Below are 23,519 nucleotides of genomic sequence, written 5' to 3'. Positions count from 1 at the left end.
ACCCGCTTGCGCAGGAGCTTGAAGCCCGCGCGACCGTACATCTGCCGCTTGAGCATCTTGATCCTGTTGACGTGTCCTTCGACGACGCCTGAGCTCCATGGCAGGGTCAGACCGGCGATGACCGCGTCGAGGTCGCGTTCGAGGTGCTGGGCGAATCGGCTGAGGCTTGGCAGGTCAGTGGTGGTCCGGGCGGATGCTATCCACTCCGGCAGTCGGTTGCCTTGCAGCTCCGTGACCATGCGGCCGAAAGAGCGCACGTAGTCGACAAGTGTGGCCAGTGCAGGGCAGTTGGCCAGGACGGCCTTGAGCTGAATCCGGTCGCCTTCGGGCAGGGCATCGGGGTGGGTGAGGATCCAGCGGGTGACAGCGCGGGCGTCTTCGGCGCACTCGGCACCACCGAAGGCATCGCGACCGTCACAGGCACCTGCGCGGCCGGCTTCCTGGGCCAGTCCCTCGGCATCGTCCCCGTGCTCGCCACCCAGGGCGCCGGCTATTTCCTCGCCGGACTGCTCGTGGTCATACTGCTACGCCATGACAGTGCAGGACACACCGCCCCTGAGTCCCGCCCGCACGAGTCGACGGTCGGACACTGACCTGCGCCAGGCATCACTGCCTGGCCTGCAAAGTTGGGCCGACCGAAGACAACCACAAACCCGTACGCGGAAGCCGAACCGTCCGGGACACACTCACGGGTTCCGGGGTTGCTACCTCCAAGAATCTGCGAACTCACGCGTTTTCAACCGTTCCAAGGCCGACAAGGACCCCGGCGAGTGGCTGCCCCCCCCCGTACGCGGGCTACCGGTGCCGGTACGACACCGACTGGATCGCCGACAAGGTGCGGTGGGGTTGAGCATCGATGCCACCGAGCGCGACGCGCTCACCCAGCAGCCTGCCGACTGCCCTGACTTGCCGATCACCGTCATCCTCGCCCGCTGAGCGCGACTCCGGCCCGCCACTACGGGGGGGGGAAGCGACAGGCCGGAGAACTCCACCGTGCCACAGCCGCGGGCCGGGCGTACGGTGTGCCGGCGAAACTGGCCGACAGACGGCCCCTGGTTCACGGCGTGGGACGCAAAGCGGTCTCCGTCCCCGCGCAGTGTGCGGGGACGGAGACCGATGTTCGAGCGCCGGGCAGGCCTTGGACCTGCATTTCCCCGCAGGAAGCGGGGCGTCTTTCCTTGGACCACCAACGCAGCGCCAGCCGACTGGAGTTGTGGCGACCACCTCAAGATCCACTATAGCCAGTGGAAGGTCGGCAAGGAACTGTGGCCGGACGCCGCCGAGGTTTCGAATCCCTTCCCGACGCGCCGACGAGCGGGAGCGCTCGGTGCGGGGTGGGGAGCCCCTCACGTACGGGCTGGGGGTTAGTGCAGGCGGTACTCCATCAGCATGAAGACCAGGCCGATAACTCCGGTGCCGATGCCGTAACAGGCCCCGCGCAGGACCTGGGTGAGGGCGGTGCGCCGTCGGCAGGCGATCCAGGCGACGGCTAGTCACCCTCAGTAGCGCCCCGACCAGGCCCGACCCGAACGACGGACAGCTCGAACACCCCTGCGCACCCGTGTTCTGCATCACGCCAGGTCCCTCACTGGCGCACACCCGGCGCACATCGGCGCGTGCGCCTCACATGCACGCCCCATAGCTTCACTCAGGATGACGATCCGGCTGCCTGTCGGGAACCAATGGGCACCGCGCACCGCGCGAGCAGACATCCCTCCCCTGGGCACGGCGGATCTACCGGCCGGCCTCTTGCGCCCGCTCGACACGCGCGACGCACGCCACCGCCACCGCCACGGTCATACCCCGGAGGTTCCGCCGGCTTGGACCCGGGCCAGCACCTCGTCGGCCAGCTCCTGCGGGGGCAGCTCGCCGTCCAGGAACACCCTGTCGCTGGGCAGGGTGTCTGGCACGGTCATGCACGGCGCAATCCTGTCCTTGTACAAACGCCGGACCTTTCCGTCCTGCTCGGAATTGTCCGGGGTGAAGCTCCGGCCGTCGGTCCGCTTCTCCAGGACTTCTCGGGAGACCTTCCGCAACCGGTCCCAGCCACAGGCCGGTTGGTTTCATGGCGAGCTGGAGGCAGTGGTTCAGGACCAGGGCATCGGGGTGGCGCCCTCGTGATGTCAGGTGGCGTGCTTCACGTGGCGGACCAGCCACATCAACAGGGCGTCCAGGTCGGCGGCGGCCGCCAGGACCCGGTCGACCGCCTCGGGGGTGTGCAGCCACTGCTCGCAGCCGAGGGGACGGGCGGCGATCAGTGAACGGTGGCGCAGCAGGTCCGTACGGGAGTGGTCCGTCGGATAGCCGCGCGGGGGGCGTTTCATCACGTCCCCGGAGACGTCGTAGCCCCTCTTCCGCACGTCCTCGACGATGGCGGACAGTTCGCGGCCGCTCCCCTCGGAGGCGACGGCTTTGCGGAACATGTCCACCTGGCCGGGGTCGGGGTACCACCAGGCGCCCTGGATCCGCAGGCCGTCCAGGTCGAACCGGAGACCGATCTCGATCTTGCGGCCGAGCCGGATCACCGCGCCCTGGTGCTGCCACCACCAGGAGTCGGTGCGGTAGTGCCAGACGGAGAAGTCCTCGTACCGGGGGTCGGTGTCCGCGACCTCGTTGAGCAGGGCGATCATCGGCTGCCGGACCAGGCGTTCGCGGTCCGCGCGGCAGCGCTCACGGGTCGCCTGGGTCGGTTCGCCCTGGAGCTGCCACAACACGTCCATGGCCTTCTCCGGCCAGCCGGTGAACTGTCCACGCATGCCCGGAGGCTAGCTCACCCGTGATCCGCGCGCCGAGAGCGAGACGGACAGGGACAGGAAACGAGCCAATTACAGACTCGTGGTCAGGCAGGCCGCAGCCTCCGAGCAGCAGCCCGCACCAGAACGTGTCGTGCTCGTGACGGCGGCGGAAGACGTCCAGCTCGATCGCCTCCAGCCGGAGCATCAGCGGCTCCTCCGAGTCCGCGCCGCCCAGGACCACCGTCTGAATCTGCCGCCTGCCACCTCGCACGAAACCCAACCTTTCACCCCAACTCATCGTGCCATCACCGGCGTTGGCCTCACAGACGATCGACGTGGTGGCGCCCTCGTACGCAGCGCGGCCGTCTCCTGGGCGTCGGCCGAAGGCCCGGGTTTCCGGGCCGCGCGTTCTTGCCGAACCCCGCGCCGGGCCGTCTCGATCGCGGCCGACGCGTCGTTCGGCAGCTTGGGGAAGACGCGTCGGCTGAGGTCACGCATCGCGCGGGTCTGCCGTTCGACCGCCTCCGTGATGTCCGGGTCGGCCAGGCGGGGCAGGGCGTCCTGCCGGTAGCCGGTGAGAGCACGGGGCGGCCGTCACTGGCCAACTCCCCTATCTCACCGGCCACTTGGACGCCTCCGAGGCCGGTGGGCGCCGTTGTCCCGCCCCGGTGCGGGTACGGAACCGGGCGGGAGGATCCGCAGACCGCGCACGATCGTACGGTCGGCCGACGCGTTGGCGGCCGTGATGATCCGGGACTGCTCCAGCCGGGCCTTCGTCGCCCAAGCCGCCGACTCCGGGCACACGGTGAGGCAGCCGGACTCCGGGTCGTAGCCGATGACCGCCACGACGTGGCCGACGAGCTCGGAGGGCGATGGCCTCTTACCGCCGACGCAGCGTGGCACCTGCGGCCGGGAGCTCGCAGGCCCGCTCGGGCAACCAGCGCGCCGATCGCCGCCCCGAGACCCATCGGCTCGCGCCCGTCACGCTGGACCACCGACATCGTCCGCGGCTTCGCCTTCGCCGTACGAGTGTTGCCGTCGTTCTTCCTCGCCGTCTCCAGCGCGGCACGCAGTGCGACCCGGGCCAGGTCGACGCCCGACAACTCGCCGGCGCTCACGACCGTTCCCAGGTGTAACCGAGGTTCAAGGTGCCCCAGGCGCGACAGGGGTCGCACGTCCGCGACGAAGTCTCCGGTGAGCAGCCTCTGTGCGGAGTGCTCGCCCTACCGGTCCATGTGGTCGAACACGACCTGGTGGTCGCGGGCGGCACGAGTGCGCCAGTCCAGCACCTGCTCGCGCGTCAGTTCATCGAGGACCACGTCCTGGTTGACGACGCCGACCTCCGGCAGCGATGAGCGCACGCCGGACACTGGGCGGGCAGCACGACCGGGCCCGACTTCGTGGCCGGCTCATCGAGGGCGGAGTGCGCGGCCTCGGATTCGGCGCGGCGCTCGGCGGCCGCGGCCTGCCGGGCCCGGACCTGCTCCCACTCGTGCTCGCGGGCCAACGCCCGGACGGTCACCGCCTCGTGCAGCTGCCGCTCGCCTCGGAGGCGTACGGCATCGCGGTGTCGACGGCGGCTGCGACCGCGGTCCGCTGGGTACGGCTGCCGGCCTGCCGCTCCTCGCGGCGCGGGCAGTTCCGGCCGGAGTCGCGCAGCATGCGGTCGTCGCACAGCCCGTCGCCGCACTCCTGCCGCTGAGGCAGACCCTTGCCGATCAGCCAACCCACCGGGTCCTTGATCGGACCGCCCAGCCGCAACCTGGTCCTCCAGACGCCGTGCGACCGTCTCGTGGACCTCCCGGAGTCCGTCTTCGTATTCCTTCTGCCGCCCTCACCGGTCCGCGTCCTGTCGGCGAAGCCCGTCGAGGATGACGTTCATCAGGGGCCGTGCCCTTGATTCCCATTCATCCCGGCCCAGTCGGCCGAGGTAGGCGATGAGTATGAGGACCCCGTGGGCATCCACGTCCGTGCGGAGGGAGCCGGCCGCCTTCCCGGCGTCCAGCAGGTGACCGAGGGCACCTTCGATGGGGTTGTGGCTGTGGGCGACAAGGCCTTGCCACGCCGCCGGCTCGAGCGCTGCCAGGACGCCGTACTTGATCTCGGCGTAGTCGATCACTCGGTCGAGCCAGTGACGCAAGGCTTCCACGGGCTCGTGTTCCGCCAGCAGAGCCGAGGCAGCGGTCACGAGTTCGTCGACGTCGCGCCGGTAGACCTCGGCGAGGAGGGCTTCGCGGTTGGGGAAGTTCCGGTAGAGGGTTCCCTGTCCCACTCCGGCGCGCTTGGCGATCTCGTTGAGGTGGACATGGTGCGACTCGGCGAGGGCTGCGCGGGCGGCCTCGACGATGCGGGTCCGGTTCTGCACCGCATCCGGACGGCGTCCTGGCGCACTCATAGGCCTCTCCTGATGTTCCGCCGCTAACAAGTGGACACGTGTCCGGTAGGGTGGGCCACACACCGGACACATGTCCACTTTACCTGGAGGCAGCAGTGCTCTCTCTTCACGGCAAGATCGTCGCCATCACCGGAGCGAGCGGCGGTATCGGCGAAGCCACGGCCCGCCTGCTCGCCGAGCGCGGCGCCTCGGTCGTCCTCGCGGCACGCCGCAGCGAGCGCATCGACGCCATAGCGCAGGACATCCGGGAGCAGGGCGGCCGTGCCGCCACCTGCGTCGTCGACGTCACCAAGGCCGAGGACCTGCAGCACCTCGTCTCCACCACCATCGACCAGTACGGCCGTATCGACGTCCTGGTGAACAACGCCGGCATCGCCCCGATCAGCCCGCTGACCGACCTCGACACCGAAGCCTGGTCGGCCATGATCGATGTCAACCTTCGCGGCACGCTCAACGGCATCGCCGCTGCGCTGCCCGCTTTCCGCGAGCAAGGCTCGGGCCACCTGGTCAGCATCATCTCCGTGGCCGGCCTGTCCGGCGTGTCCCCCTCGATGGCCGTCTACGCCGCGACCAAGAACGCGGTGCGCACCGTCCACGAGGGGCTGCGCACGGAGTCCACCGACGGAGTGGTGCGGACGACAGCCATCTCGCCGGGATACGTCCGCACCGATCTCGCCGACTCGATGGCAGACCCGTGCATCCGCGAGCAGACGCGCAAGAACATGGACGCGATCGGCATCCCGCCGGCCGCGGTCGCCCGCGCTGTGGCCTTCGCCATCGAGCAGCCCGGCGACGTCGAGATAGGCGAGATCAGCGTTCGCCCCACCGTCCAGGCATGACACCTGCTGTCACCCAGTGCCCGTACGGCTGAAGACCTGCTGCGCCTGGACTGCAAGCGCGATGACCTGCTCCGGTCCGGTCGGCGATCGCGAGCGGGGTGGTGGTCTCCGGTCCCCTTCTGGGGAAGTGCGGGTGGCTCTACGCTCAGCGGCAGGGGGCGAAGGCCCTCATATGTGCTGCCGGGGACAACATGACGGTGCCGACGCTGCGACATCCGATCACGTCCTGGCCTGTCTCAACCGGATGGGGACAGCCGCCGCACCGGCCCTCCCCCACATCCAGACGGAAGCCGCACTGCCCCGCCGCAGCGGCCGCTTCAAAAGCATCGCCAACGACGAAGAACTGCAGCGCACCTGCCACACCGTTCTGACACGCTTTCCCTGACCCAGAAAGACGAACCTGCTCCTCCCGTCCCGCAGCCGAACGCCCGGTGCCCACCTCCTCCTCCAACACCGCCAGCGCCAGCGCCAGCGCCCAGCTTCCGGGAATTATCCCCCGTAGGCAGGCGAGACCGCTTCCCGACGTCCTGAAGTGGCCCGGGGAGGCTTGCACTGGGACCAGCCGCGGTGCGGTCAGCTCCGCGTGGTTGAGAACGCATGGCGTAGACCGAGCTGGCCCTCCACACCTGCCCACGTCACCCTTCCCATCCCGCCCCGGCGGCGTTGTGGCCGCGGAGGAATCACGACACGGGACTGGAAAGCCATGCAACGTCTGCCGCCGATCCGCGCGGCCGACCGAGTCAGAGGACCGGAAGCTCCCCCAGCCGCCTGCCCCGGTCGGCCTGCGCCGCCGCGAGCACCGCAAGCTCGCCGACATCGGTGAAACAGGGACCACGCCAGGCCTCCGGGGCGGCGACCGCCTGCACGCGCACCTCGGTCCCGAACCGCCGCGCGGCCTCGTACAGGCACTGCAGGATCTCCAGCGCACGGACATGGAGCACACCGATCCATGTCCACCATGTTCGCGAGGCGGAGCCGAACTGGGCGACGGAGCACAGAAGTTGAAGCTGTTCTTCGAAGGCGGCCGGGGCGGCGGGAGCCGTGGCTGCGGCCCGACCTCACCCCTCGACAGTTCGGTCCCGACCCAGCCGGCGTCGACACCCGCTGGTGCGGCGACATCACCTACGTCCCCACCGAGGAGGGCTGGCTCTATCGGTCGTGTCCCTTGTCGTGGTGTAGCCGATCAAGGTGTGGGAGTGCGCGGGCGTCTGCCCGGGGCGCACACCTGATGGGGGTGGCCACTCCCTGACCAAAGGCGGGCCACCGTGCAACTCTCCCTGCTAAAACGCCAGTTCAAGCGGTAGGAGTGCACGATGGCCCTGTCTCAGTCTGACCTGATACGGCTGCTGGAGTCACTACGCTCGTCGGACGGAATCGAACTCGTCCGCAGCGTGGCCGAGCGGATGCTGCAAGAGCTGATCGAGGCCGAGGCCACGGCGCACATCGGCGCGGAGTGGAACGAGCACACCGCCTCGCGGACGGCCTTGCGCAACGGGCACCGCAACAAGGTGCTGACCACGCTGGCCGGCGACCTGGACCTGGAGATCCCCAAGGTCCGCACCGGCAGCTTCTTCCCGAGCCTGCTGGAACGCAGGCGCCGCATCGACCAGGCCCGCTACGCCGTCATCATGGAGGCATACGTGCACGGGGTCTCCACCCGCAGCGTGGACGACCTGGTCAAAGCCCTGGGCGGCGACACCGGCATCTCCAAGTCCGAGGTCTCGCGGATCTGCGCAGCCCTCGACGAGCCGCTGACCGTCTTCCGCACCCGCCCCCTGGACCACACCCGCTTCCCCTACGTCTACCTGGACGCGACCTACTGCAAGGTGCGGGTCAACCACCAGATCGTCTCCCAGGCCGTCGTGATCGCCACCGGTATCACCGAGGAGGGCGGACGCGAGGTCCTCGGACTGATGGTCGGCGACAGTGAGACCGAGGTGTTCTGGAAGGAGTTCCTGCGCTCCCTGCGTGAACGCGGACTCGGTGGCGTCCGCCTCGTCATCACCGACAACCACTCTGGCCTGGTCACCGCCGTCCGCAAGGTGATGCTCGGAGCCGCCTGGCAGAGGTGCAGGGTTCATTTCCTGCGCAATGTCTTCGGCGTGATCGACAAGGAGTCCGGCGAGATGGTCGCCGCGACGATCCGCACGATCTTCACCCAGCCCACCGCGGACCTCGTGCGCACCCAGCTCGACACCGTCGCCGACATGCTCGGGAACCAGTTCCCCAAGGTCAGGACCATGCTCCTGAACGCGAAGGAGGACCTGACCGCCTTCGCGGACTTCCCGCCACGGCACTGGAAGAAGATCCAGTCCACCAACCCGCTGGAACGGATCAACCGGGAGATCAAGCGCCGTACCGACGTCGTCCAGGTCTTCCCCAATCCACCCGCCCTGGAACGGCTGACGACCGCCGTGCTCTGCGAAATGCACGACGAATGGATCGCCTTCCCCCGCCGCTATCTCCCCGAAGGCAGCATGGACAAGCTCTACCCAGAGCTCCCCGAAAGCGCCCCCGCACTCCCCAACACCACGAACAAGCCCACCAGTTGATCGGCTACACCACGACAAGGGACACGATCGCTCTATCCGGCCACCGGCATCGACATCGCCTCCCGCCGCATCCTCACCGGTCAGGACCTTGGCAATCTCGCCCCAGAGCAGCCGCCCGATCTCACGCCGAGTCGAGGGCCGCGCCGGCGACTTCATCGGTGACCGACCGGTCAACTCCGTCATCCAACCCGCTGGTCGTCCCACAACACGCCCCTCTCATCAAGAGTGTTGCTACGACTGGTTGAACTCGGTGAGTTTCCCCGGCCGAGCGTTTTGCGCGGGCGGCGGTCATTCCTTTTCGCGCAGACGGGCGATCTGTTGCCGGGAGAGTTCGACGGTGCGTGGCATGTGCCGGTACAGCCAGGCACCCTCGCCCTTGGTGTAGTCGGCGAACATCGCCTGCCATCCCTCGCCCAGTTCGGATCACGGTTCCATCAGATCCTGCATCGCCTCCGGGACAGGCTCCACCCGGACGCGGCGGCGGTCGGTCCTGTCGCGGTGCCTGCCGGACCACATATCCACCTTTCTCGAAACGGTCGACCAGCCGATCCGCTGGTCAGGCCGGTCAGTTCGGCGATCCGGCCAGTGGTGAACGGGCCAGGCTCGACGGTCAGCAGTTTGAGGCACTGGACTCGGTGGGGTGCAGCTTGAGATGGTCCGCGACCGCCTGGTTGAACATGACGTACGAGGCCAGGTAAAGGCGGGACTCCTCCTGGAGATCGTCGATCAGCATGCACACCCCCGTCGGTAAATACCTGCGTGGCGCAGTAACTGTGCCGTACGGTAATCGCATGACGAAGGAATTCTACCGGCCCGTGGTGGCCGTCGCCGGAGCGACCGGCGCCCAAGGCGGCGCGGTCGCCCGCTCGCTGCTCGATCAGGGCTTCCAGGTCCGCGCCCTCACCCGCACTTCCGACTCGGCCGCCGCCCACGCGCTGAGGGGTCTCGGTGCCGAGGTGCACGCAGCGGACTTCGACGACAGCAAGTCACTGGAAGCCGCCCTGAACGGCGCCGACAGGCTATTCGCGATGTCCACGCCATTCGGCTCCGACCCGGAGTCCGAAGTCCGGCAGGGCATCGACCTGCTGGAGGCCGCCCGTGGTGTCGGGCACATCGTGTTCACCTCAGCCGCGCACGCCGACCGCAACACGGGCATCCCGCACTTCGACAGCAAGCACCGCATCGAGCGGCACCTGCGAGGGCTGGGTGTGCCGTGGACGATCCTCGGACCGGCCGCGTTCATGGACAACTACACGGTCGAGTGGTCGCTCGAGGGTCTGCGCGAAGGCCGGTTCATGCTCCCGATGCCGGCCGACCGGCCGCTGACGCTGATTCCCGCGCGGGACATCGGCGCCTTTGCAGCCCATGTTCTCGCGCGTCCGCAGGAGTTCGCGGGCCGTCGCATCGACATCGCCTCCGACAAGCTGACCTGCATGGAGATCGCGGAAGCCCTGACCGGGGTGTGCGGTCGGCCGATCGTCTTCGAGCGGCTGCCGATCGCCCACGTCGAAGCGTTCTCGGCCGACCTCGCCGCGATGTTCCGCTACTTCACCGACGTCGGCCTCGATGTGGACGTGGACGCCCTGCGGCGCGACTTTCCGGAGATCGGCTGGCAGCGCTTCGGCACCTGGGCGGCCAAGCGCACCTGGCCGGTCAGCTGAGTCCGCGCGGTCAGCACATAGCCGGACTCAGGCCGCGAGCAGTTCGTGCAGGCGCTCGGCCGGGGTTTCCCAGCCGAGCGTTTTGCGTTGGCGGCCGTTGAGTTCGACGGCGACGGCAGCCAGGTGCTCACGGGGGGTGGACGGACAGGTCGGTGCTCTTGGGAAAGTACTGCCGCAGCAGGCCGTTCGTGTTCTCGTTCGACCCGTGCCGCCAGGGGCTGGCCGGATCACAGAAGTACACGGGGATGTCGGTGGTGATCGTGAACTCGCGGCGGCGGCCCATCTCGCTGCCCTGGTCCCAGGTGAGCGAGCGTTTCAGGTGGGACGGCAGCGTCTGCACGGCCGCCACCAGAGCATCGCGGACCAGCTCGGGGCCCCGGCCATGTGGCAGGTGCAGAATCATCACGTGGCGGCTGGCGCGCTCGACCAGGGGCCCGATGGCGGAAGCACTGTCCTTGCCGATGATCAGGTTGCCCTCCCAGTGGCCAGGCACGGCCCGCTCTTCCGCCTCGGCCGGCCGTTCGCTGATCATCACCATCGGGTCGCAGAAGCGGGGCTGACGCTGCTGAGCCTGACGGCGGGGCTTGCGCCGCACGCGACCCGTGCGCAGGGCTTGGGCGAGTTCGCGGCGCAGTTCACCGCGGCCCTGGACATAGAGGGCCTGTTGGACGGTCTCGTGGACCACGTGCATCTCCGGCCGTCGAGGGAAGCGGGCGCGCAGAGCCTGGCAGCTCCGGGCTCCACCGTAGGTCCAGGCGGTTCTGGATGAAGTCCCGCAGCTCGGAGTTCTGGCCGATCTTCCCCGGCTTCGGTCGGGGTCGACGTGCATCGGCGCGGGCCTGAGCTGCATGCGGGCGGAAATGCCGCTGACCACGCGTCCCGACGGTCCGGCTGCGGCGTACCTCTGTGCTGACGGTCGAGGGGCTGCGGCCCAGTTCAGTCGCTATCGTGCGGATCGTGGCCTTCTCCCGCAGCCGGTCGGCGATGTAGATCCGGTCGTCCTCGCGCAGGTACCGGGACGCGCCAGAAGGCGGCACCGCCGGTCGAACCGGGGTTGCCGCCTCCTCTTACTGTCAGCGTTGCGACCGTTGCGCCATCGTCGGCCGGTTTCCGGGTTGATGCCGACATATGGCATGACTTGTTGTTGCTCAGGCCCTGCTGCATGAGCTGGAAGTATGCCTCCCGCTCGCGCAGCGGCCTCTTGCGTCCCTGAGCCATGGTCCGCAGCTCCCGGATCTTGAAGTCCATCGCCTCCCCTGAACTGGGGTGTTGCAACGACCACTAGAACGGAAGGACAGCCCGGCACACGGGCATCCGGTGCCCTCAATGCCTCACATCGGCATACCACCGAGCACCCGCACCGGGCCGATGCGCCGGAGTCAGCACCTTGCCGTCCCGCGCGCGAACCACCCCATCAACCCGCCCAGGAAGGGACCATCTTCGCGAAGGCCGCTCGTCGCAACCGTCACGGTCGTCTTCCCGACGGCGCACATCACGCTGATTACCGTGCTGCTTCGGTCAGTGCGGTGCGCGCCAGCCCGCGCAGCCAGGTGTGGGCGTGGTCGGTGTCGTAGCGTTGATGCCACGACAGGTACCGCCTGACGACGCCCGGTTACGGCAGTCGCCGGGCAGGACGGACACACGGAAGAGCCCCAGCGGCACCCGGCGAATTCCAGGACACATTGCTACTCCTCCGAGGGGTAGTGAGGTGCACGGCGGGACGTGCGGAGCGGCACGCCTCCCGCACCGGGCAAGGCCCGAGGCTCTCGGGGAGGCGTGCGTACTCCTCGGGGTGAGGTCAGCCCACCGCGTTCGCCCGCTCGGCCGCGCTCAGCGACGAGAGGGGTTCGGCGACAGACTTGGCGTGGACCGGGGCCGCATGAGTGGCCGGGACCGGGTTCGCGTGAGTCGCCGCAAACGGGTCGGCGTGAGTGGCGGGAACCGGGTTCGCATGAGTGGCCGCAACCGGGTCCGCGTGGGTGGCCGCAACCGGGTCGGCCTGGGTGGTCGGGACCGGGTTGGCGTGGGTGGCCGGGGTCGCGGCGCTGGCGACGCTGACCATCCCCGCGGCGGCCAGAACGGTTCCGGCGGCCACGCTGTACATGGCGCGGCGGTTATGCGAGAACTTGCGGTGCTTCGACAACGGTGTGCCTCTTCCTCGATCACCGGACACCCACTGTGCGTGGATGCCCTTTCGGGAGAGGGGTACGGAGGCGGGCGGCAGTCAGGTTGCACGGTACCGCGGGAAAATTCTCCCGCCCGCACCGTGCAACCCCAGAGGGCCACTCCCCGTATGTAAGACAGATGGAATGGTGCGCGAAGGAGAGGCCGGCAAAGAGTGAGGGACACCGCCCGGCAACGGGAGTTCCGGGAATTCGCCGAGGCACGCCAGGCGCAACTCCGACGCAGCGCCTACCTGCTCTGCGGCGACTGGCACCAGGCACAGGACCTGACCCAGACGACTTTGATGAAGTTGTACGCGGCCTGGGGACGGGTCAGCCGGGACGGCAACGCGGATGCCTACGCCCGCACCATCCTCACCCGCACCTTCATCGACCAGTGGCGCAAGAAAAGCTGGCGTGAGGAGCCGGTGAGCGAGCCACCCGATCTTCCCTCGGGCGCGTCCAGTGCACCGGAGCTGCGACTGATGATGCAGGAAGCCCTGATGGAGCTGGCACCCCGCTACCGAGCCGTGCTGGTCCTGCGATTCTGGGAGGACTGGTCCGTCGAGCAGACCGCACACGCACTGCGGGTGAGCCCGGGAACGGTGAAGAGCCAAAGCGCCCGCGGGCTCACCCGGCTGCGCGAGATCGTCGAAGGATTTGACAGCGAAGGGACCAGGAGGTGAAACCGGCCATGAACGAACACGAGAACGACGCCCTGCACGCCGCCTTCCAGGCAGTCCTCAGCACCGAGCCCGAGCCCGCGCTGCCCAGCGTCACCGACGCAGCCGTCGTCGGCGGCTCCCGGATCCGCCGCCGACGAGCCGCGCTCGCCACAGCCGGCGCACTGATCATCGCGGCCTCCATCGCCGCCGTGGCCGTCAACCCGCCCTGGCCGGGCAGCGAACGGGCTCCGGTACCCCTGACCCCCGCCAGCACCACACACCCCACACCCCACACACCCGAACCCGCCCGCACCGCAGCAGAACCCCTTCCCTCCGGACACTGACAGCCAACGGGGCCACCCCGGCAACACGCCGCGGAGTCCAGACAGATCCACACAACCTCCGAGTTCCACCTCCGTACACGACCAGGACCGGAACCGGAACTGGAACCTGTACCACTACAGCGACTGATTCCCGCAGCCCTACGCAGTGCTCCCCTGGGCCGACCAGCAGCACCCGAAGCTGATACTGGTGTGATCGCCTAATCAACTGTCGCCAGATCCCCGGGGAACCCAACCAGCTAGTGACCGACTGCGGTTGCCAGCGGCGTATCGGCTCCAGGTCCCGCCGGTCTCGTTGCGCAGGCGGGTGGTGGTCTTGTTGTGGTAGCCGAGGGCGTCTGCGACGACGGGGGCGGGCATCTCCAGGACTTGCTGGCGGATCGCCGCGGTCCGGGCGGCGGCTGCGGGGATGCCGAGGTCGTTGAGCTGGCTGGAGAGACCGTTGGGGGTGTAGCGGCTGACCGGCGCGGCGGCCCGGGAAGAGCCAGCGGGAGGCTGGGTTGGTCGCGGTGTTCATGTTGTCGCGGTTGTCGATCCAGGTCAGGAAGAGTTCGGCGAACTGCGCGGGCACCGGAGAGGCGGGTTCGCCGAGACGAAGCAGGACCTGGCCGTTGTCGTGGATGACGTCGTCGATGGTCAGGCGGACAACTCGGCTGCAAGGCTGGGCGTAGAGCAGGATGATGACTGCGGTGACTCGGCTCCGCAGCGGGAGTCTGTCGTCGGTGAGGAGCCGACCGAGGAGGCTCCTGCGGTCGCTGTGAGAGCGGTGCCGCCCTTGCAGGCCTGCGGAGACGGCAGCCGGAAGCGTCGGGTTAATTTGGTGATCTGGCACCACAACAGGAAAGGCCGGACAGTGTTCCGGTAGCGCTCCTTGTGCTCGACGTGCCAGCGGTCGATGTCGGCCTGACCGCACGTGGTAAGGGTCAGATCGTGAGCGCTGAGCCAGTTCAGGAAGACCGTCGCGGCTTTGACCTGGCCCGTGGCGTATGCCTGGCTGCCGGGTGTGAGGGCTCTGCGATCGGCGGCAGTCCGGAGTTTCGACAGGACATTCCAGGTCGCGAACCGGCGGACGACCTGGGCATGTTCGGGCTCGCAGATGATGGCGAGGTGGCCAGCTAGCCAGCTGTCGAACAGGCAGAGCCGCTTGTCGACGGCTGGGAGGACACCGCAGGCCATGAGGAGTTAGCGAAGGTGGGCGGCGGCCCGCCAGGGCTGGAGGGTGTGGAATGCCTCATGGGTCAGCTCGATGTCCCCCCGGCCTAGTTGCTTACTCATCGGCGGCCGTACGTGCACCAGGATCACAACTGACGTTTTACATGTCACTTCCTTGCCCATCTTTGGGCAGATTGCTCTTGTCGCCGGCCGGAGCCGCGATGCGAAGCAACTCGACTGCCTACGCAGAGCAGCGGACCGCCTCGGCCACGAGGCACCTTCACCGACCGTGACAGCTTCCCGTGATCGCTGCCAGACCCCGCTGACGGACGCCCCAGCCAACGGGCTGTCCGGCGGCGGTGGACAGGAATGGACGAGTTACCTGGACTGCTGCGGGCAAAGCCGGGGCACGAACGGTGGGTTGTCTGGGACCGCCTAAGGGGGCCGCCGTTCTTGGCCGGTGAGGACGGCTGTCATCAGGTCGCCCTCGCGGCCGTGGGGCATGCGCGAGTTCGCCTCATCGCGAACCGGCCGTGACGACGGGCCGGAGCCCGTGAGCAGTTGCCCTGCGGGAGGCGGGCCCCGGCGACAGGCGTGGCGAGATAGCCCCGCAACGCCGTAATCATCTGGTCCGTTCGTGCTCTGGTGGGGCCTGCCGGGCGCTGCGGTGGGCGATTCGCCTGGTCACCAACGTGATGGCAGCCATGAGCCGCCCGTAGTCCCGCGCATGCCAAGGTCTCCGGCGGCGTCAGGAACTTACCCGGTGTCCCAGTCGAGTCGGAGGACGGCGATGTCGTCGGTGTGACGTCCGGCGTTCAGTGCCTGGGCTTCTTTGATGATGTGGTCGACGTGGGCGGCTGCGTCGGTGGGCGGCAGGTTGCGCATGAGGGCGACGAGTCCTTCGACGCCGAGCCGCCCGGTGTGCGAGCCGTTGTGTACTTCGATGAGGCCGTCGGTGTAGAGCGTCAGGGCTGCGGCGGCCGGGAGCGGGATGACCGTGGTCGGCCAGGTGGCGGGCTTCTGGGTGACGGCCAGTGCCGGTCCGTGTTCCACGTCGAGTACGCGTGTGCCGTCGGCGGTGGTGAGGAGCGGTGCGTGGTGGCCGGCCGGGTAGAGGGTGGCGGTGGCGGCCTGCTGGTCGAGAGTGAGGAGGGTGCAGGTGGCGAACAAGGGCTGGGCGCCGCGTTCGGCGACCAGGATCCGTTCCATGAGGTGCAGGAAACCGGGACCGCGGTGGCCGCCCAGGATTAGGGAGCGCCACGCTATGCGGAGACAGACGCCGACTGCGGCGGCGTCCGGGCCGTGTCCGCTGACGTCGCCGACCTCGGCGTGCAGGAGGCCCTCGTCGCCTTCGACGACGTCGAGGAAGTCCCCGCCCAGCAGGGCTCGTTCGGCGCCGGGCAGGTAGCGGGCCGTCACGGTGACCGTCGAGATATCGAGGAGGGGCTGGGGCAGCAGGCCTCGTTCCAGGCGGGCGTTCTCCTCGGCGCGCAGGCGGGCTTTCTGGGCATCGGCGGCTGCGCGTTCACTCTGGCTGCGGTAGACGGCGTAGCGGATGGTCCGGTGCAGGAGGTCGGCTGCGACGTTGCCCTTGACGAGGTAGTCCTGGGCGCCGGCGGCCATGGCCTCGGCTCCCGCCTGTGTCTCGGACAGGCCGGTGAGGACGATCACGGAGGTGTGCGGGGCGATTTCGCGGACGGCGGCGATCGCCTTGGTGCCGGAGGCATCGGAAGGTGGAGATCGAGCAGGATGCAGTCGATGTCGCTGGAGGCGAGTTCGCCGCGGGCATCGGCGAGCGTTGTCCGCGTGGACAGCTCGAAGCGCAGCCCGGTGTCGTGGAGGAGTTCGTCGACGAGTACGGCGTCCGCCTCGTCGTCCTCGATCAGGAGGATGCGGTACACCGGGTCCGGCAAGGGCGTCCCGGAAGGGGTGCGGCGCGGGTGGTCACGGTCCTCGCTCCGTGTCGGCACGGGTCGCTTCGGGCAGCGTTGATGGTTCTATCGCCTTGGGGGGCTCACCGGCGAGGGTGAAGGTGATCCGGGCGCCGTCCTGGTAGGCGGGATCGACGGAGATGGTGCCGCCGTGGAATTCGACGATCTTCTTGCACATGGCCAGGCCGATGCCGCTGCCGTCGTAGGCGTCCTTGGTGTGCAGCCGCTGGAAGATCACGAACACCTTGTCGACGTACTCGGGGCCGATGCCGATGCCGTTGTCGGTCACCGTGAACCGCCACAGTGCGCCGTCCTCGGCGGCGGAGATGTGGATGACGGGCGGACGGCCGGGGTGGCGGAATTTGACGGCGTTGCCGATCAGGTTCTGCCAGAGCATGCCCATCTGGGTGGGGTCGGCGACCAGTGAGGGCAGCGGATCGTGGGTGATGGACGCCTCGCTCTCCTCGATGCTCATGCTCAGAGAGGACAAGGTCTGCCGCAGTACCGCATCGAGGTCGACGCTCTGGAGTTCGTGGTGGACCCGGCCGACGCGGGAGAAGTCGAGGAGATCGCTGATGAGTACCTGCATGCGGTTCGCGCCGTCGACCGCGTAGTCGATGTACTGGTCGGCCCGGGCGTCGAGTTGGCCGCCGTAACGGCGCTGGAGGAGCTGGGTGAAGCTGGAGACCTTGCGCAGCGGCTCCTGCAGATCGTGGGAGGCGACGTACGCGAACTGCTCCAGCTCGGCGTTGGATCGTTGCAGGTCGGCCGCCTGCGCGTGGAGCCTCACCCGCGCCTCTTCGGTAAACGCCAGCTCCCGTACCAGGCGTCGGCGCATGAAGTCGATCTCACCGCTGAGCCGGCGCAGGTCCGCCGGTCCGGTGGGGGCGATGGGATGCCCGAAGTCACCGCCGGCGATGGCGCGGGCATCCGCCCCGAGCTGCCCCAGAGGTGTGGTGATGCCACGGCGCAGCCCTTCGAAGACCAGCACGCTCAGTGCGGCGATGACGACCGCGATCGCGGCGAAGACCCAGTTGCGCAGCCGCATCGTGGACGAGAGGTCTCCGGCGGCCTGTGTCCGCTCCGCCCGCAGTCGCTTCTGCTGGCCGGCCAGGGCGGCACGGAGGGCGTCGAAGTCCGTCTTTCCCTCCGCGGCGCGTACGGCGGCCAGCGGTGAGGGGCTTCCGGCGGGTGCTGCGGAGATCGGGCGGGCGACCCGCGCCTGCCAGGTCTCCGCCGCATCCCGTACGGCCTTCAGATCCTTCAGGCCGACCGCGTCGCCGTGGAGCAGCTTCGTCAGGCGCGCGGTGCTGGTCGTCTGGTCGGCGAGCCCCTGCCGGTAGGGGGTGAGGAAGTCGGCGGTTCCGGTGAGGCCGTAGCCGCGGATGCCGGTCTCCTGGTTCAGCAGCGCCGATTCCAGTTGCAGTGCCGTACTCAGGGCCGGAGATTTCACGTCCACGAGGTTCTGGCTGATCGATCCCGTCCGTTGCAGCATCCACGCGCCCGTCACTCCCAGGAGAGCCAGGGCCGTCAGCGAGACAACCGCCCCGACGCGCAGCCACCGCCGGGTCGTCCAGGTGGACAACGCCCCCGCACGCGCTCTCGTGCTCCCGCTCATCCCGAATACCCCTCCGCTGTGACGGCCGCCTGCACCATACGGGGGCGCGGCCACTGTAGAGGATGTACGACAACCGCAGTTGTCGAACGATCAGCCCGGGGCCTAGGGTTCGGACCATGCCCGGCAAGGACTTCGCTCTGCAGACCACTCCCGAGGAGACGGCAGCCGTCGCGGACGCCGCGGTCGGCCGACTTGCCCGGCGCCTGGCCCTTCAGCTGCAGGACGACGCCCCGTCCTCGCCGCAGGGGGATCCGGCGGCATCGGCACTAACCCTGCTGTATCTCCTGGACCAGCTCCAGCAGGCCGCCGAACGTCTCCAACGGGACGCGGCCGTGTCCGCGGCCCGGGCGGGCGCCGGCTACCCGCAGCTCGGTGCCGCCTGCGGCCTGACCCGCCAAGGTGCCCGCCGCCGCTGGCCAGGACTCTTCAACCACTCTCACGAAGCACCCCTGGAGCATCCGATGATGACCACCCCCGCACGGCCCTTCGACGTCCTCCTCGTCGAAGACGACATGGCCGATGCCCTGCTCATCGAGGAAGCCCTCAGCGAACGCGGCGCCCGCAACCTGGTCCAGGTGACCGACGGAGTCGCCGCACTGGAGCATCTGCGCAGCGCCACCAGCGCACGCCCCGACCTGATCGTCCTGGACCTGAACATGCCCCGCATGAACGGACGCGACCTCCTGCGGATCCTCAAGACGGACGAGGACCTCCAGACGATCCCCGTCGTCGTGCTCACCACGTCCGCCGCTCCCGACGACGTCGCCGGAGCGTACAACAGCCACGCCAACGCCTACGTGAGCAAGCCCGTCAACCTGGACGAATTCGAACACGCCGTCCAGAGCATCGACGCCTTCTACCTCGACACCGTCACCCGCCCGCCTCGCGCCTGACAGCCCCCTCTTCGCTTTCCACACGGAATGAAGAAGTCGGCCCCCCGATCCGGCAGAGCGCTCTGCCGGATCGGGGGGCCTCGCAGAGGCTCCGTGGCGGCCGACGAGACGGCTGGCTGGTCTTTCGGCAGCGAACCCGGCAGCCGTACCGCATGACGTCCCCACCGCGTTTCACGTTGGCCGCGATCACCCTTGACGCATCGAACGCCCCGGCATTGGCGCAGTTCTACCAAAGCCTGCTCGGGTGGCCGACGCGGAAGGAAGAACCGGGCTGGGTCGAGATCGCACCGACCGACGGCAGTGCCGGGCTGTCGTTCCAGACGGAGCCGCTCTTCACTCCTCCACAGTGGCCTTCCAGCCCGTCCGAGCAGCAGATGATGATCCATCTGGACATCCGGGTGAACGATCTGACATCGGCCGTCGACCATGCGGTTGTCCTGGGAGCGACCCTGGCGGAATTCCAGCCCCAGTCCGACGTACGCGTCCTGCACGACCAGGCGGGCCACCCGTTCTGCCTGTTTGTGCGCTCCACGCTGGTCGTCTGACGGACAGGCGGTACAGGCGGTACAGGCGACGGGTCAAGACGCCTGGGGCCGCGTCGCCGGGCAGGCACGTACTCGTGAAACCCACTCGGCCCCCGCGCAACGGCCGCGCCGGCTGAGCCGGTGAGCTTTCAGGGGGCCAGAGTCGGGGAGGCCCGATCGGTGTCCGGGCGGCCGGTGCTCGGAGTAACTGTGTTCCGGCGCTGTTCTTGGAGCAGGTCATCCGCGAGGGCGAGGGCGTTCTCGATGGTGTGCGCCCCGGTGGTGACACACAGGGCGTGGGTCATGTCGTCCAGTCTGCGCCGGCTCTCAGCTGTGTCGTTTTCGAACTGCATGATGCGCGCGTCCGCGTAGCGAGACAGCAGGGTGCGCAGGACCTGGTGCCTTGGAGTGATCATGAAGACCTTCCCGTGCGGTAGTCCCTACCTCTCCGGGAAGTGTGCGCGCATAGCGGTTCGTGTGCAGCGCCACCGCGAGGAAGCGCTGGAGTCGCGGTTCCTCCCACTGACCAGGGGCTTGTACATCGGTCGACTCGACGGCCTCCGTGCCCCACCGGTTTGGACAGCGTGCGCTGAGGGGCGGGAGTGAGTATGACTCGCCCCGTACTGAACACCCGGGGAGTGGGGACTCAGGTCCCCGCGTTGATCCCGAGGCAAGGAGAGCGGTCATGCCGGCAGCCTCCAGCCTCAAACGGGAGCGGCAGTACGAGCACATCAAGGACAGCGCGGAGAAGCGGGGCGCCTCCACCGGGCGGGCGAAGGAGATCGCCGCGCGGATGGTGAACAAGGAACGGGCCCGCTCCGGCGAGGTGCGCCAGGCGGGCAGGACCTCCACCCAGGACAAGAAGTCCGCCTCGCAGCGCGGTGGCCAGCGCACGTACCGAGGTCCCGTGAACCCCACCAGGGACCCGCTCTACGAGGAGGCCAGGAAGCGCAACATCGCGCACTGACGACGCTGACGCCGAGGAGTTCGACGCGCCGCCCAGGATCCTTCACCACGGTGATCGAGACCGGCGGCGGCCCACCTCTCGTCGCGGGCAGCCGAGATATCCAGGCGACGTCAACATGCATACGGAGAGAGAGGGCAGGCGCTGTTCATCCTGATTTCCACCTGAGGCGGCACCGTGACCTTTCCCGTGAATGCCCGCGAACCGACCTCCGCTGTCATCACGGAAACATCCATCAACGTGGGTGACCTGCCGCAGATCGAGGACGGCGCCAAGGTGGCACCCAAGGACGCACGCGTCCTGTCCAAGGTGTTCCTGGACCGCCTCCAGGTCCTGGAGGAGGGCACCCCCGAGCACCAGTACGCCCGCAACACGCTCATCGAGATGAACCTGACCCTGGTGCGCTTCGCCGCCCGCCGCTTCCGCAACCGGGGCAGCGGCGACATGGAGGACGTCATCCAGGTCGGCACGATCGGCCTCATCAAGGCCATCGACCGGTTCGACCTGACCCGCGAGGTCGAGTTCACCTCCTTCGCGATCCCCTACATCGTCGGGGAGATCAAGCGGTTCTTCCGTGACACCACCTGGGCCGTGCACGTCCCGCGCCGCCTCCAGGAACTCCGCGTCGACCTCTCGAAGAGCAAGGAAACGCTCACCGCCACGCTGGGCCGCGCCCCTACTGTGAAGGAACTCGCCACCCACCTCGACCTGACCGACAACGAGGTCATCGAGGGCCTCGTAGCCGCCAACGGCTACACCGCGGGCTCCATCGACACTCCGGGTGGCGAAGCCGAGACCGACGGCGCCGCGCCGAAGTACGCGGACACCATGGGCGACACCGACCCCGCCCTGGAACTGTTCGAGGACCTGCACACACTCGGCCCCCTGCTGCAACGGCTCGACGAGCGCGAGCGGACCATCATCGAGATGCGCTTCGGCCAGGAACTCACCCAGGTCGAGATCGGCCGCGAACTGCACCTGTCGCAGATGCAGATCTCCCGCCTCCTCACCCGCACCCTCACCAAACTCCGCGCCGGCCTCCTGGACGCGTGACCTCGGCCGTGATGGCTGACTCTCTCGCCCTGTTGTCGACGGTGTGCTTCGGCGTCACGCATTTCGTCAACGGTCTGCTGTCCCGCCGGGTCGACGGAATGACCGTCGCCCCCCATGCCCAACTGGGCGGCACCGCGCTCGCGCTCGTCCTGGCACCGACTCTGTCGGACACCTCCGCCGCGTTCGCGGACTACGGCTGGGGAGCCCTGCCGGGGGTCGGCACGGGCGTGGGGGTCGCGTTCCTCCACCGGACGATGTCGCAGGGCGCGATGAGCGTCGTCGTGTTCGTGAGCGACGTCGGTGCCGTGGCCCTGCCAGTGCTGGTCGGCGTGATTCTCCTCAGGGAGCGCCTTTCCGCGCCGACGTGGGTCGGGATGGCCGCCGTACTCCCGGCACTCTGGCTGGTCTCACAGAAACAGAACCCGGCGGGGCGGCCCGGGAGCGTCGCGCGGCACTGTCCGAGGGCGTGCCGAGCGCCCTGGTGGCCGGCATGGGGATCGGTCTGAAGTTCCTGGCCATGGCGCAAGTGGATGCCGGCAGCGGTCTGTGGCCGGTGGTCCTGAGCCGGGTCGTGCCGTCGTCGTCATCGCCGGCGTGCTGGCGTCCTACGGCGCCGTCTGGACCATGCCGACGGGAGCCTGGGCGGTGGCGGCGGGCGTGGTCGGCACCGTCGCGATCGTCCTGTACCTGGCAGCAATCGCGCACCAGCTCATGGCCGTTGCCACGGTGCTCTGCTCCCTCTGCCCCGCCGTCCCCGTCGTCCTCGCCCTGCTGCTTCTGGGAGAACGGCTGAGCCGTCGTCAGGTCTTCGGCCTGGTGTGCGCGGGACTGGCCGTCGCGTTGATCGCCCTGCACTGAGCCACGTGAGGGGCCGCCGGTTCTCAGCGGGTGAGCGCCTCGCGCAGCTCGCTCCGTGACGCGTCCGCCCACACCGCCGGGAGCTCCCGTTCGCGCGCGTCGGCAGCGGCCTGCTCCTGTCCGTGCAGTAGGCCCCATACGAAACCGGTCTCGCCGGCCGCGTGTGCCGCCAGGGCCAGCTCCCGCAGGGCGCCCCGTGCCACCCACGCTGTCCTGATGCTCGCCGAGCACCTTCTGGACGGCCTTGACCCGCTTGCCGAGGTGCTCGGCCGGTTTGCCGAGCGGGTCACGGGCAGGCTCCGTGGCGTATCGCGACCTCTTGGCCGCCTTGCGGGCCTCGTGGAGCGCCGTGTCACGCTCCGTTCCCGGCGGGAGTTCCAGGGCGTGCGTCACGCGGTCGGCGAGTCGGCCGTACTCCGCGGGTGGAACGGATGCGCACGACCGGTCGCAGTTCCGCGCCCCGGGTGCGGGAAAGGGCCAGGTCGCGCAGTGCGTCCGGAACCGTTTCGGACGACGGGGCCTGTACCTCCTCCCGGGAGTCACCGGAGAGCGGCAGTTTGAGATGCCAGCCCGCGTCGCTCCCGCCCGTCCTTCGCCGGAGCGTGGCCGAGGCACCCGCAAGACGCAGGTCGTCGGTGTCGTGGTACACGGCGTCCAGGTCCTGGGTGCCTTGGTCCACGACCGACACGACCCCGCCCACGCCGGTGAGGTCGGGCAGCCATGTCGTGTCGTCGGCGGACGGTACGTCGTACTTCCGTTCTGTTTCCTGTATCGACTCAGTCATCTACTGCGCGTACACGTCTGAGCCCCGAACAAACCCGGCTGATCACGATTTGTGCGGAACAGGCGGCTCGGAGCGGCGGTGGCTGGTGTCGCACCACGGGTAAGTGCGGCTGCGTCGGCAGGTACAGAGAGCGACGCAGAACCGGTCGGACGACACGGTGGTGCCGTCCTCCAGCGTGACGTCCACCGGGCCCTCGACCAGCAGGGGTCCCGCGCGCCGGGCCACTATGCGGCAGCGCCGTTCATCGGGGTCGTACGGCACGAATGATCACCAGCTCTTCCTTCTCGGTGTCGTCCGCTAGTGCTCTGACCGGGATGGTTCACCGGGTCGCGGTTCGCGTCGGTGGGCGTGGGGCCGGTTGGATGTGAGCCGACAGGCTGTCCAACAGGTGG

At 68.7% G+C, this 23,519-nt stretch carries 24 protein-coding genes and 5 pseudogenes; 12 read left to right on the top strand and 17 right to left on the bottom strand.

Features of this window, described 5'->3' with window-relative positions:
* Nucleotides 1–371: pseudogene (locus ACIRRY_RS51290) on the bottom strand (transposase); the annotation flags it as partial.
* On the opposite strand from ACIRRY_RS51290, the gene ACIRRY_RS51285 reads away from it, so the two are divergent.
* Nucleotides 342–593 carry a hypothetical protein gene (locus tag ACIRRY_RS51285; protein WP_403987890.1) on the top strand — a complete coding sequence of 84 codons (252 nt, stop codon included), beginning with the start codon at nucleotides 342–344 and terminating at the stop codon, nucleotides 591–593. The pseudogene ACIRRY_RS51290 and the gene ACIRRY_RS51285 overlap by 30 nt on opposite strands.
* 1,530 nt (nucleotides 594–2,123) lie before the next feature.
* Here ACIRRY_RS51285 and ACIRRY_RS51280 read toward each other — a convergent pair.
* The 5 genes from ACIRRY_RS51280 to ACIRRY_RS51260 all read right to left on the bottom strand — a co-directional run bounded on the left by ACIRRY_RS51280 (nucleotide 2,124) and on the right by ACIRRY_RS51260 (nucleotide 5,130).
* Nucleotides 2,124–2,756 (bottom strand): DUF2461 family protein, encoded by a 633-nt coding sequence (locus ACIRRY_RS51280; protein ID WP_403987887.1) that lies wholly within the window; start codon nucleotides 2,754–2,756, stop codon nucleotides 2,124–2,126.
* 594 nt (nucleotides 2,757–3,350) lie between these two features.
* Nucleotides 3,351–3,581 (bottom strand): DciA family protein, encoded by a 231-nt coding sequence (locus tag ACIRRY_RS51275; RefSeq protein ID WP_403987884.1) that lies wholly within the window; start codon nucleotides 3,579–3,581, stop codon nucleotides 3,351–3,353.
* A gap of 377 nt (nucleotides 3,582–3,958) precedes the next feature.
* Entirely contained in the window at nucleotides 3,959–4,096 is a 138-nt protein-coding gene (locus ACIRRY_RS51270; protein WP_403987881.1) for a hypothetical protein, read from the bottom strand.
* A gap of 157 nt (nucleotides 4,097–4,253) precedes the next feature.
* Nucleotides 4,254–4,496 (bottom strand): hypothetical protein, encoded by a 243-nt coding sequence (locus ACIRRY_RS51265; protein WP_403987878.1) that lies wholly within the window; start codon nucleotides 4,494–4,496, stop codon nucleotides 4,254–4,256.
* A 73-nt stretch (nucleotides 4,497–4,569) separates the two neighbouring features.
* Nucleotides 4,570–5,130, bottom strand: coding sequence for a TetR/AcrR family transcriptional regulator (locus tag ACIRRY_RS51260; protein WP_403987875.1), 561 nt, complete (start codon nucleotides 5,128–5,130; stop codon nucleotides 4,570–4,572).
* 95 nt (nucleotides 5,131–5,225) lie between these two features.
* Between ACIRRY_RS51260 and ACIRRY_RS51255 the strand changes: the two genes are divergently transcribed.
* Nucleotides 5,226–5,969 (top strand): SDR family oxidoreductase, encoded by a 744-nt coding sequence (locus ACIRRY_RS51255; RefSeq protein ID WP_403987872.1) that lies wholly within the window; start codon nucleotides 5,226–5,228, stop codon nucleotides 5,967–5,969.
* 740 nt (nucleotides 5,970–6,709) lie between these two features.
* Here the strand turns inward: ACIRRY_RS51255 and ACIRRY_RS51250 are convergent.
* Nucleotides 6,710–6,910 carry a hypothetical protein gene (locus ACIRRY_RS51250; protein ID WP_403987869.1) on the bottom strand — a complete coding sequence of 67 codons (201 nt, stop codon included), beginning with the start codon at nucleotides 6,908–6,910 and terminating at the stop codon, nucleotides 6,710–6,712.
* 372 nt (nucleotides 6,911–7,282) lie between these two features.
* On the opposite strand from ACIRRY_RS51250, the gene ACIRRY_RS51245 reads away from it, so the two are divergent.
* Nucleotides 7,283–8,521: an IS256 family transposase gene (locus tag ACIRRY_RS51245; protein WP_403987866.1), complete on the top strand. Its 1,239-nt coding sequence runs from the start codon at nucleotides 7,283–7,285 to the stop codon at nucleotides 8,519–8,521.
* A gap of 288 nt (nucleotides 8,522–8,809) precedes the next feature.
* Here the strand turns inward: ACIRRY_RS51245 and ACIRRY_RS51240 are convergent.
* Nucleotides 8,810–9,254, bottom strand: a pseudogene (locus tag ACIRRY_RS51240) (MarR family transcriptional regulator).
* 58 nt (nucleotides 9,255–9,312) lie between these two features.
* Between ACIRRY_RS51240 and ACIRRY_RS51235 the strand changes: the two are divergent.
* Nucleotides 9,313–10,182 (top strand): NmrA/HSCARG family protein, encoded by an 870-nt coding sequence (locus tag ACIRRY_RS51235; RefSeq protein WP_403987863.1) that lies wholly within the window; start codon nucleotides 9,313–9,315, stop codon nucleotides 10,180–10,182.
* A gap of 27 nt (nucleotides 10,183–10,209) precedes the next feature.
* Here the strand turns inward: ACIRRY_RS51235 and ACIRRY_RS51230 are convergent.
* A pseudogene (locus ACIRRY_RS51230) lies at nucleotides 10,210–11,430 on the bottom strand (IS30 family transposase).
* Nucleotides 11,431–11,980: 550 nt separating this feature from the next.
* The gene (locus ACIRRY_RS51225) at nucleotides 11,981–12,325 is read right to left on the bottom strand and encodes a hypothetical protein (RefSeq protein ID WP_403987860.1); all 345 of its coding nucleotides are present in this window, start codon (nucleotides 12,323–12,325) and stop codon (nucleotides 11,981–11,983) included.
* A gap of 195 nt (nucleotides 12,326–12,520) precedes the next feature.
* Between ACIRRY_RS51225 and ACIRRY_RS51220 the strand changes: the two genes are divergently transcribed.
* Nucleotides 12,521–13,030 (top strand): SigE family RNA polymerase sigma factor, encoded by a 510-nt coding sequence (locus tag ACIRRY_RS51220; protein WP_403987857.1) that lies wholly within the window; start codon nucleotides 12,521–12,523, stop codon nucleotides 13,028–13,030.
* A gap of 8 nt (nucleotides 13,031–13,038) precedes the next feature.
* A complete protein-coding gene (locus tag ACIRRY_RS51215) occupies nucleotides 13,039–13,353 on the top strand; it encodes a hypothetical protein (protein ID WP_403987854.1) in 315 nt (104 codons plus the stop codon).
* Between the two features lie 633 nt (nucleotides 13,354–13,986).
* Here the strand turns inward: ACIRRY_RS51215 and ACIRRY_RS51210 are convergent.
* The 3 genes and pseudogenes from ACIRRY_RS51210 to ACIRRY_RS51200 all read right to left on the bottom strand — a co-directional run bounded on the left by ACIRRY_RS51210 (nucleotide 13,987) and on the right by ACIRRY_RS51200 (nucleotide 18,051).
* On the bottom strand, nucleotides 13,987–14,526 hold the full coding sequence (locus ACIRRY_RS51210) for a hypothetical protein (protein ID WP_403987852.1): 540 nt from the start codon (nucleotides 14,524–14,526) through the stop codon (nucleotides 13,987–13,989).
* Nucleotides 14,527–15,258: 732 nt separating this feature from the next.
* Nucleotides 15,259–16,415: pseudogene (locus ACIRRY_RS51205) on the bottom strand (PP2C family protein-serine/threonine phosphatase).
* A 31-nt stretch (nucleotides 16,416–16,446) separates the two neighbouring features.
* A complete protein-coding gene (locus ACIRRY_RS51200) occupies nucleotides 16,447–18,051 on the bottom strand; it encodes a CHASE3 domain-containing protein (protein WP_403987849.1) in 1,605 nt (534 codons plus the stop codon).
* Nucleotides 18,052–18,167: 116 nt separating this feature from the next.
* Between ACIRRY_RS51200 and ACIRRY_RS51195 the strand changes: the two genes are divergently transcribed.
* On the top strand, nucleotides 18,168–18,944 hold the full coding sequence (locus ACIRRY_RS51195; protein ID WP_403987846.1) for a response regulator: 777 nt from the start codon (nucleotides 18,168–18,170) through the stop codon (nucleotides 18,942–18,944).
* Between the two features lie 176 nt (nucleotides 18,945–19,120).
* Entirely contained in the window at nucleotides 19,121–19,489 is a 369-nt protein-coding gene (locus ACIRRY_RS51190) for a VOC family protein (protein ID WP_403987843.1), read from the top strand.
* A 128-nt stretch (nucleotides 19,490–19,617) separates the two neighbouring features.
* On the opposite strand, the gene ACIRRY_RS51185 is transcribed toward ACIRRY_RS51190, so the two are convergent.
* Nucleotides 19,618–19,884 carry a DUF5133 domain-containing protein gene (locus tag ACIRRY_RS51185; protein ID WP_403987840.1) on the bottom strand — a complete coding sequence of 89 codons (267 nt, stop codon included), beginning with the start codon at nucleotides 19,882–19,884 and terminating at the stop codon, nucleotides 19,618–19,620.
* A 269-nt stretch (nucleotides 19,885–20,153) separates the two neighbouring features.
* Between ACIRRY_RS51185 and ACIRRY_RS51180 the strand changes: the two genes are divergently transcribed.
* The 4 genes from ACIRRY_RS51180 (at nucleotide 20,154) to ACIRRY_RS51165 (ending at nucleotide 22,343) form a co-directional block, all read left to right on the top strand.
* A complete protein-coding gene (locus ACIRRY_RS51180; protein ID WP_403987837.1) occupies nucleotides 20,154–20,435 on the top strand; it encodes a plasmid stabilization protein in 282 nt (93 codons plus the stop codon).
* Nucleotides 20,436–20,621: 186 nt separating this feature from the next.
* The gene (locus tag ACIRRY_RS51175; RefSeq protein WP_403987893.1) at nucleotides 20,622–21,485 is read left to right on the top strand and encodes a SigB/SigF/SigG family RNA polymerase sigma factor; all 864 of its coding nucleotides are present in this window, start codon (nucleotides 20,622–20,624) and stop codon (nucleotides 21,483–21,485) included.
* Nucleotides 21,486–21,496: 11 nt separating this feature from the next.
* A complete protein-coding gene (locus ACIRRY_RS51170) occupies nucleotides 21,497–21,991 on the top strand; it encodes a hypothetical protein (RefSeq protein ID WP_403987834.1) in 495 nt (164 codons plus the stop codon).
* Between the two features lie 40 nt (nucleotides 21,992–22,031).
* Complete coding sequence (locus tag ACIRRY_RS51165; RefSeq protein ID WP_403987831.1) at nucleotides 22,032–22,343, top strand: EamA family transporter; 312 nt, start codon at nucleotides 22,032–22,034, stop codon at nucleotides 22,341–22,343.
* Between the two features lie 23 nt (nucleotides 22,344–22,366).
* Here the strand turns inward: ACIRRY_RS51165 and ACIRRY_RS51160 are convergent.
* From ACIRRY_RS51160 to ACIRRY_RS51150, 3 genes and pseudogenes are all read right to left on the bottom strand, one after another.
* Nucleotides 22,367–22,793: pseudogene (locus ACIRRY_RS51160) on the bottom strand (CHAD domain-containing protein); the annotation flags it as partial.
* Nucleotides 22,696–23,127, bottom strand: a complete 432-nt coding sequence (locus ACIRRY_RS51155; protein WP_403987828.1) for a CYTH domain-containing protein — start codon at nucleotides 23,125–23,127, stop codon at nucleotides 22,696–22,698. The pseudogene ACIRRY_RS51160 and the gene ACIRRY_RS51155, both read right to left, overlap by 98 nt.
* 42 nt (nucleotides 23,128–23,169) lie before the next feature.
* Nucleotides 23,170–23,388: a CDGSH iron-sulfur domain-containing protein gene (locus ACIRRY_RS51150; protein WP_403987825.1), complete on the bottom strand. Its 219-nt coding sequence runs from the start codon at nucleotides 23,386–23,388 to the stop codon at nucleotides 23,170–23,172.
* Between the last annotated feature and the right edge of the window lie 131 nt (nucleotides 23,389–23,519).

The organism is Streptomyces sp. NPDC101776, from assembly GCF_044766845.1.
In the GTDB taxonomy this organism is placed as follows: Bacteria; Actinomycetota; Actinomycetes; order Streptomycetales; family Streptomycetaceae; genus Streptomyces.
Note: the sequence above shows the minus strand (reverse complement) of the source record. Positions and strands in the feature narration are given on the sequence as shown.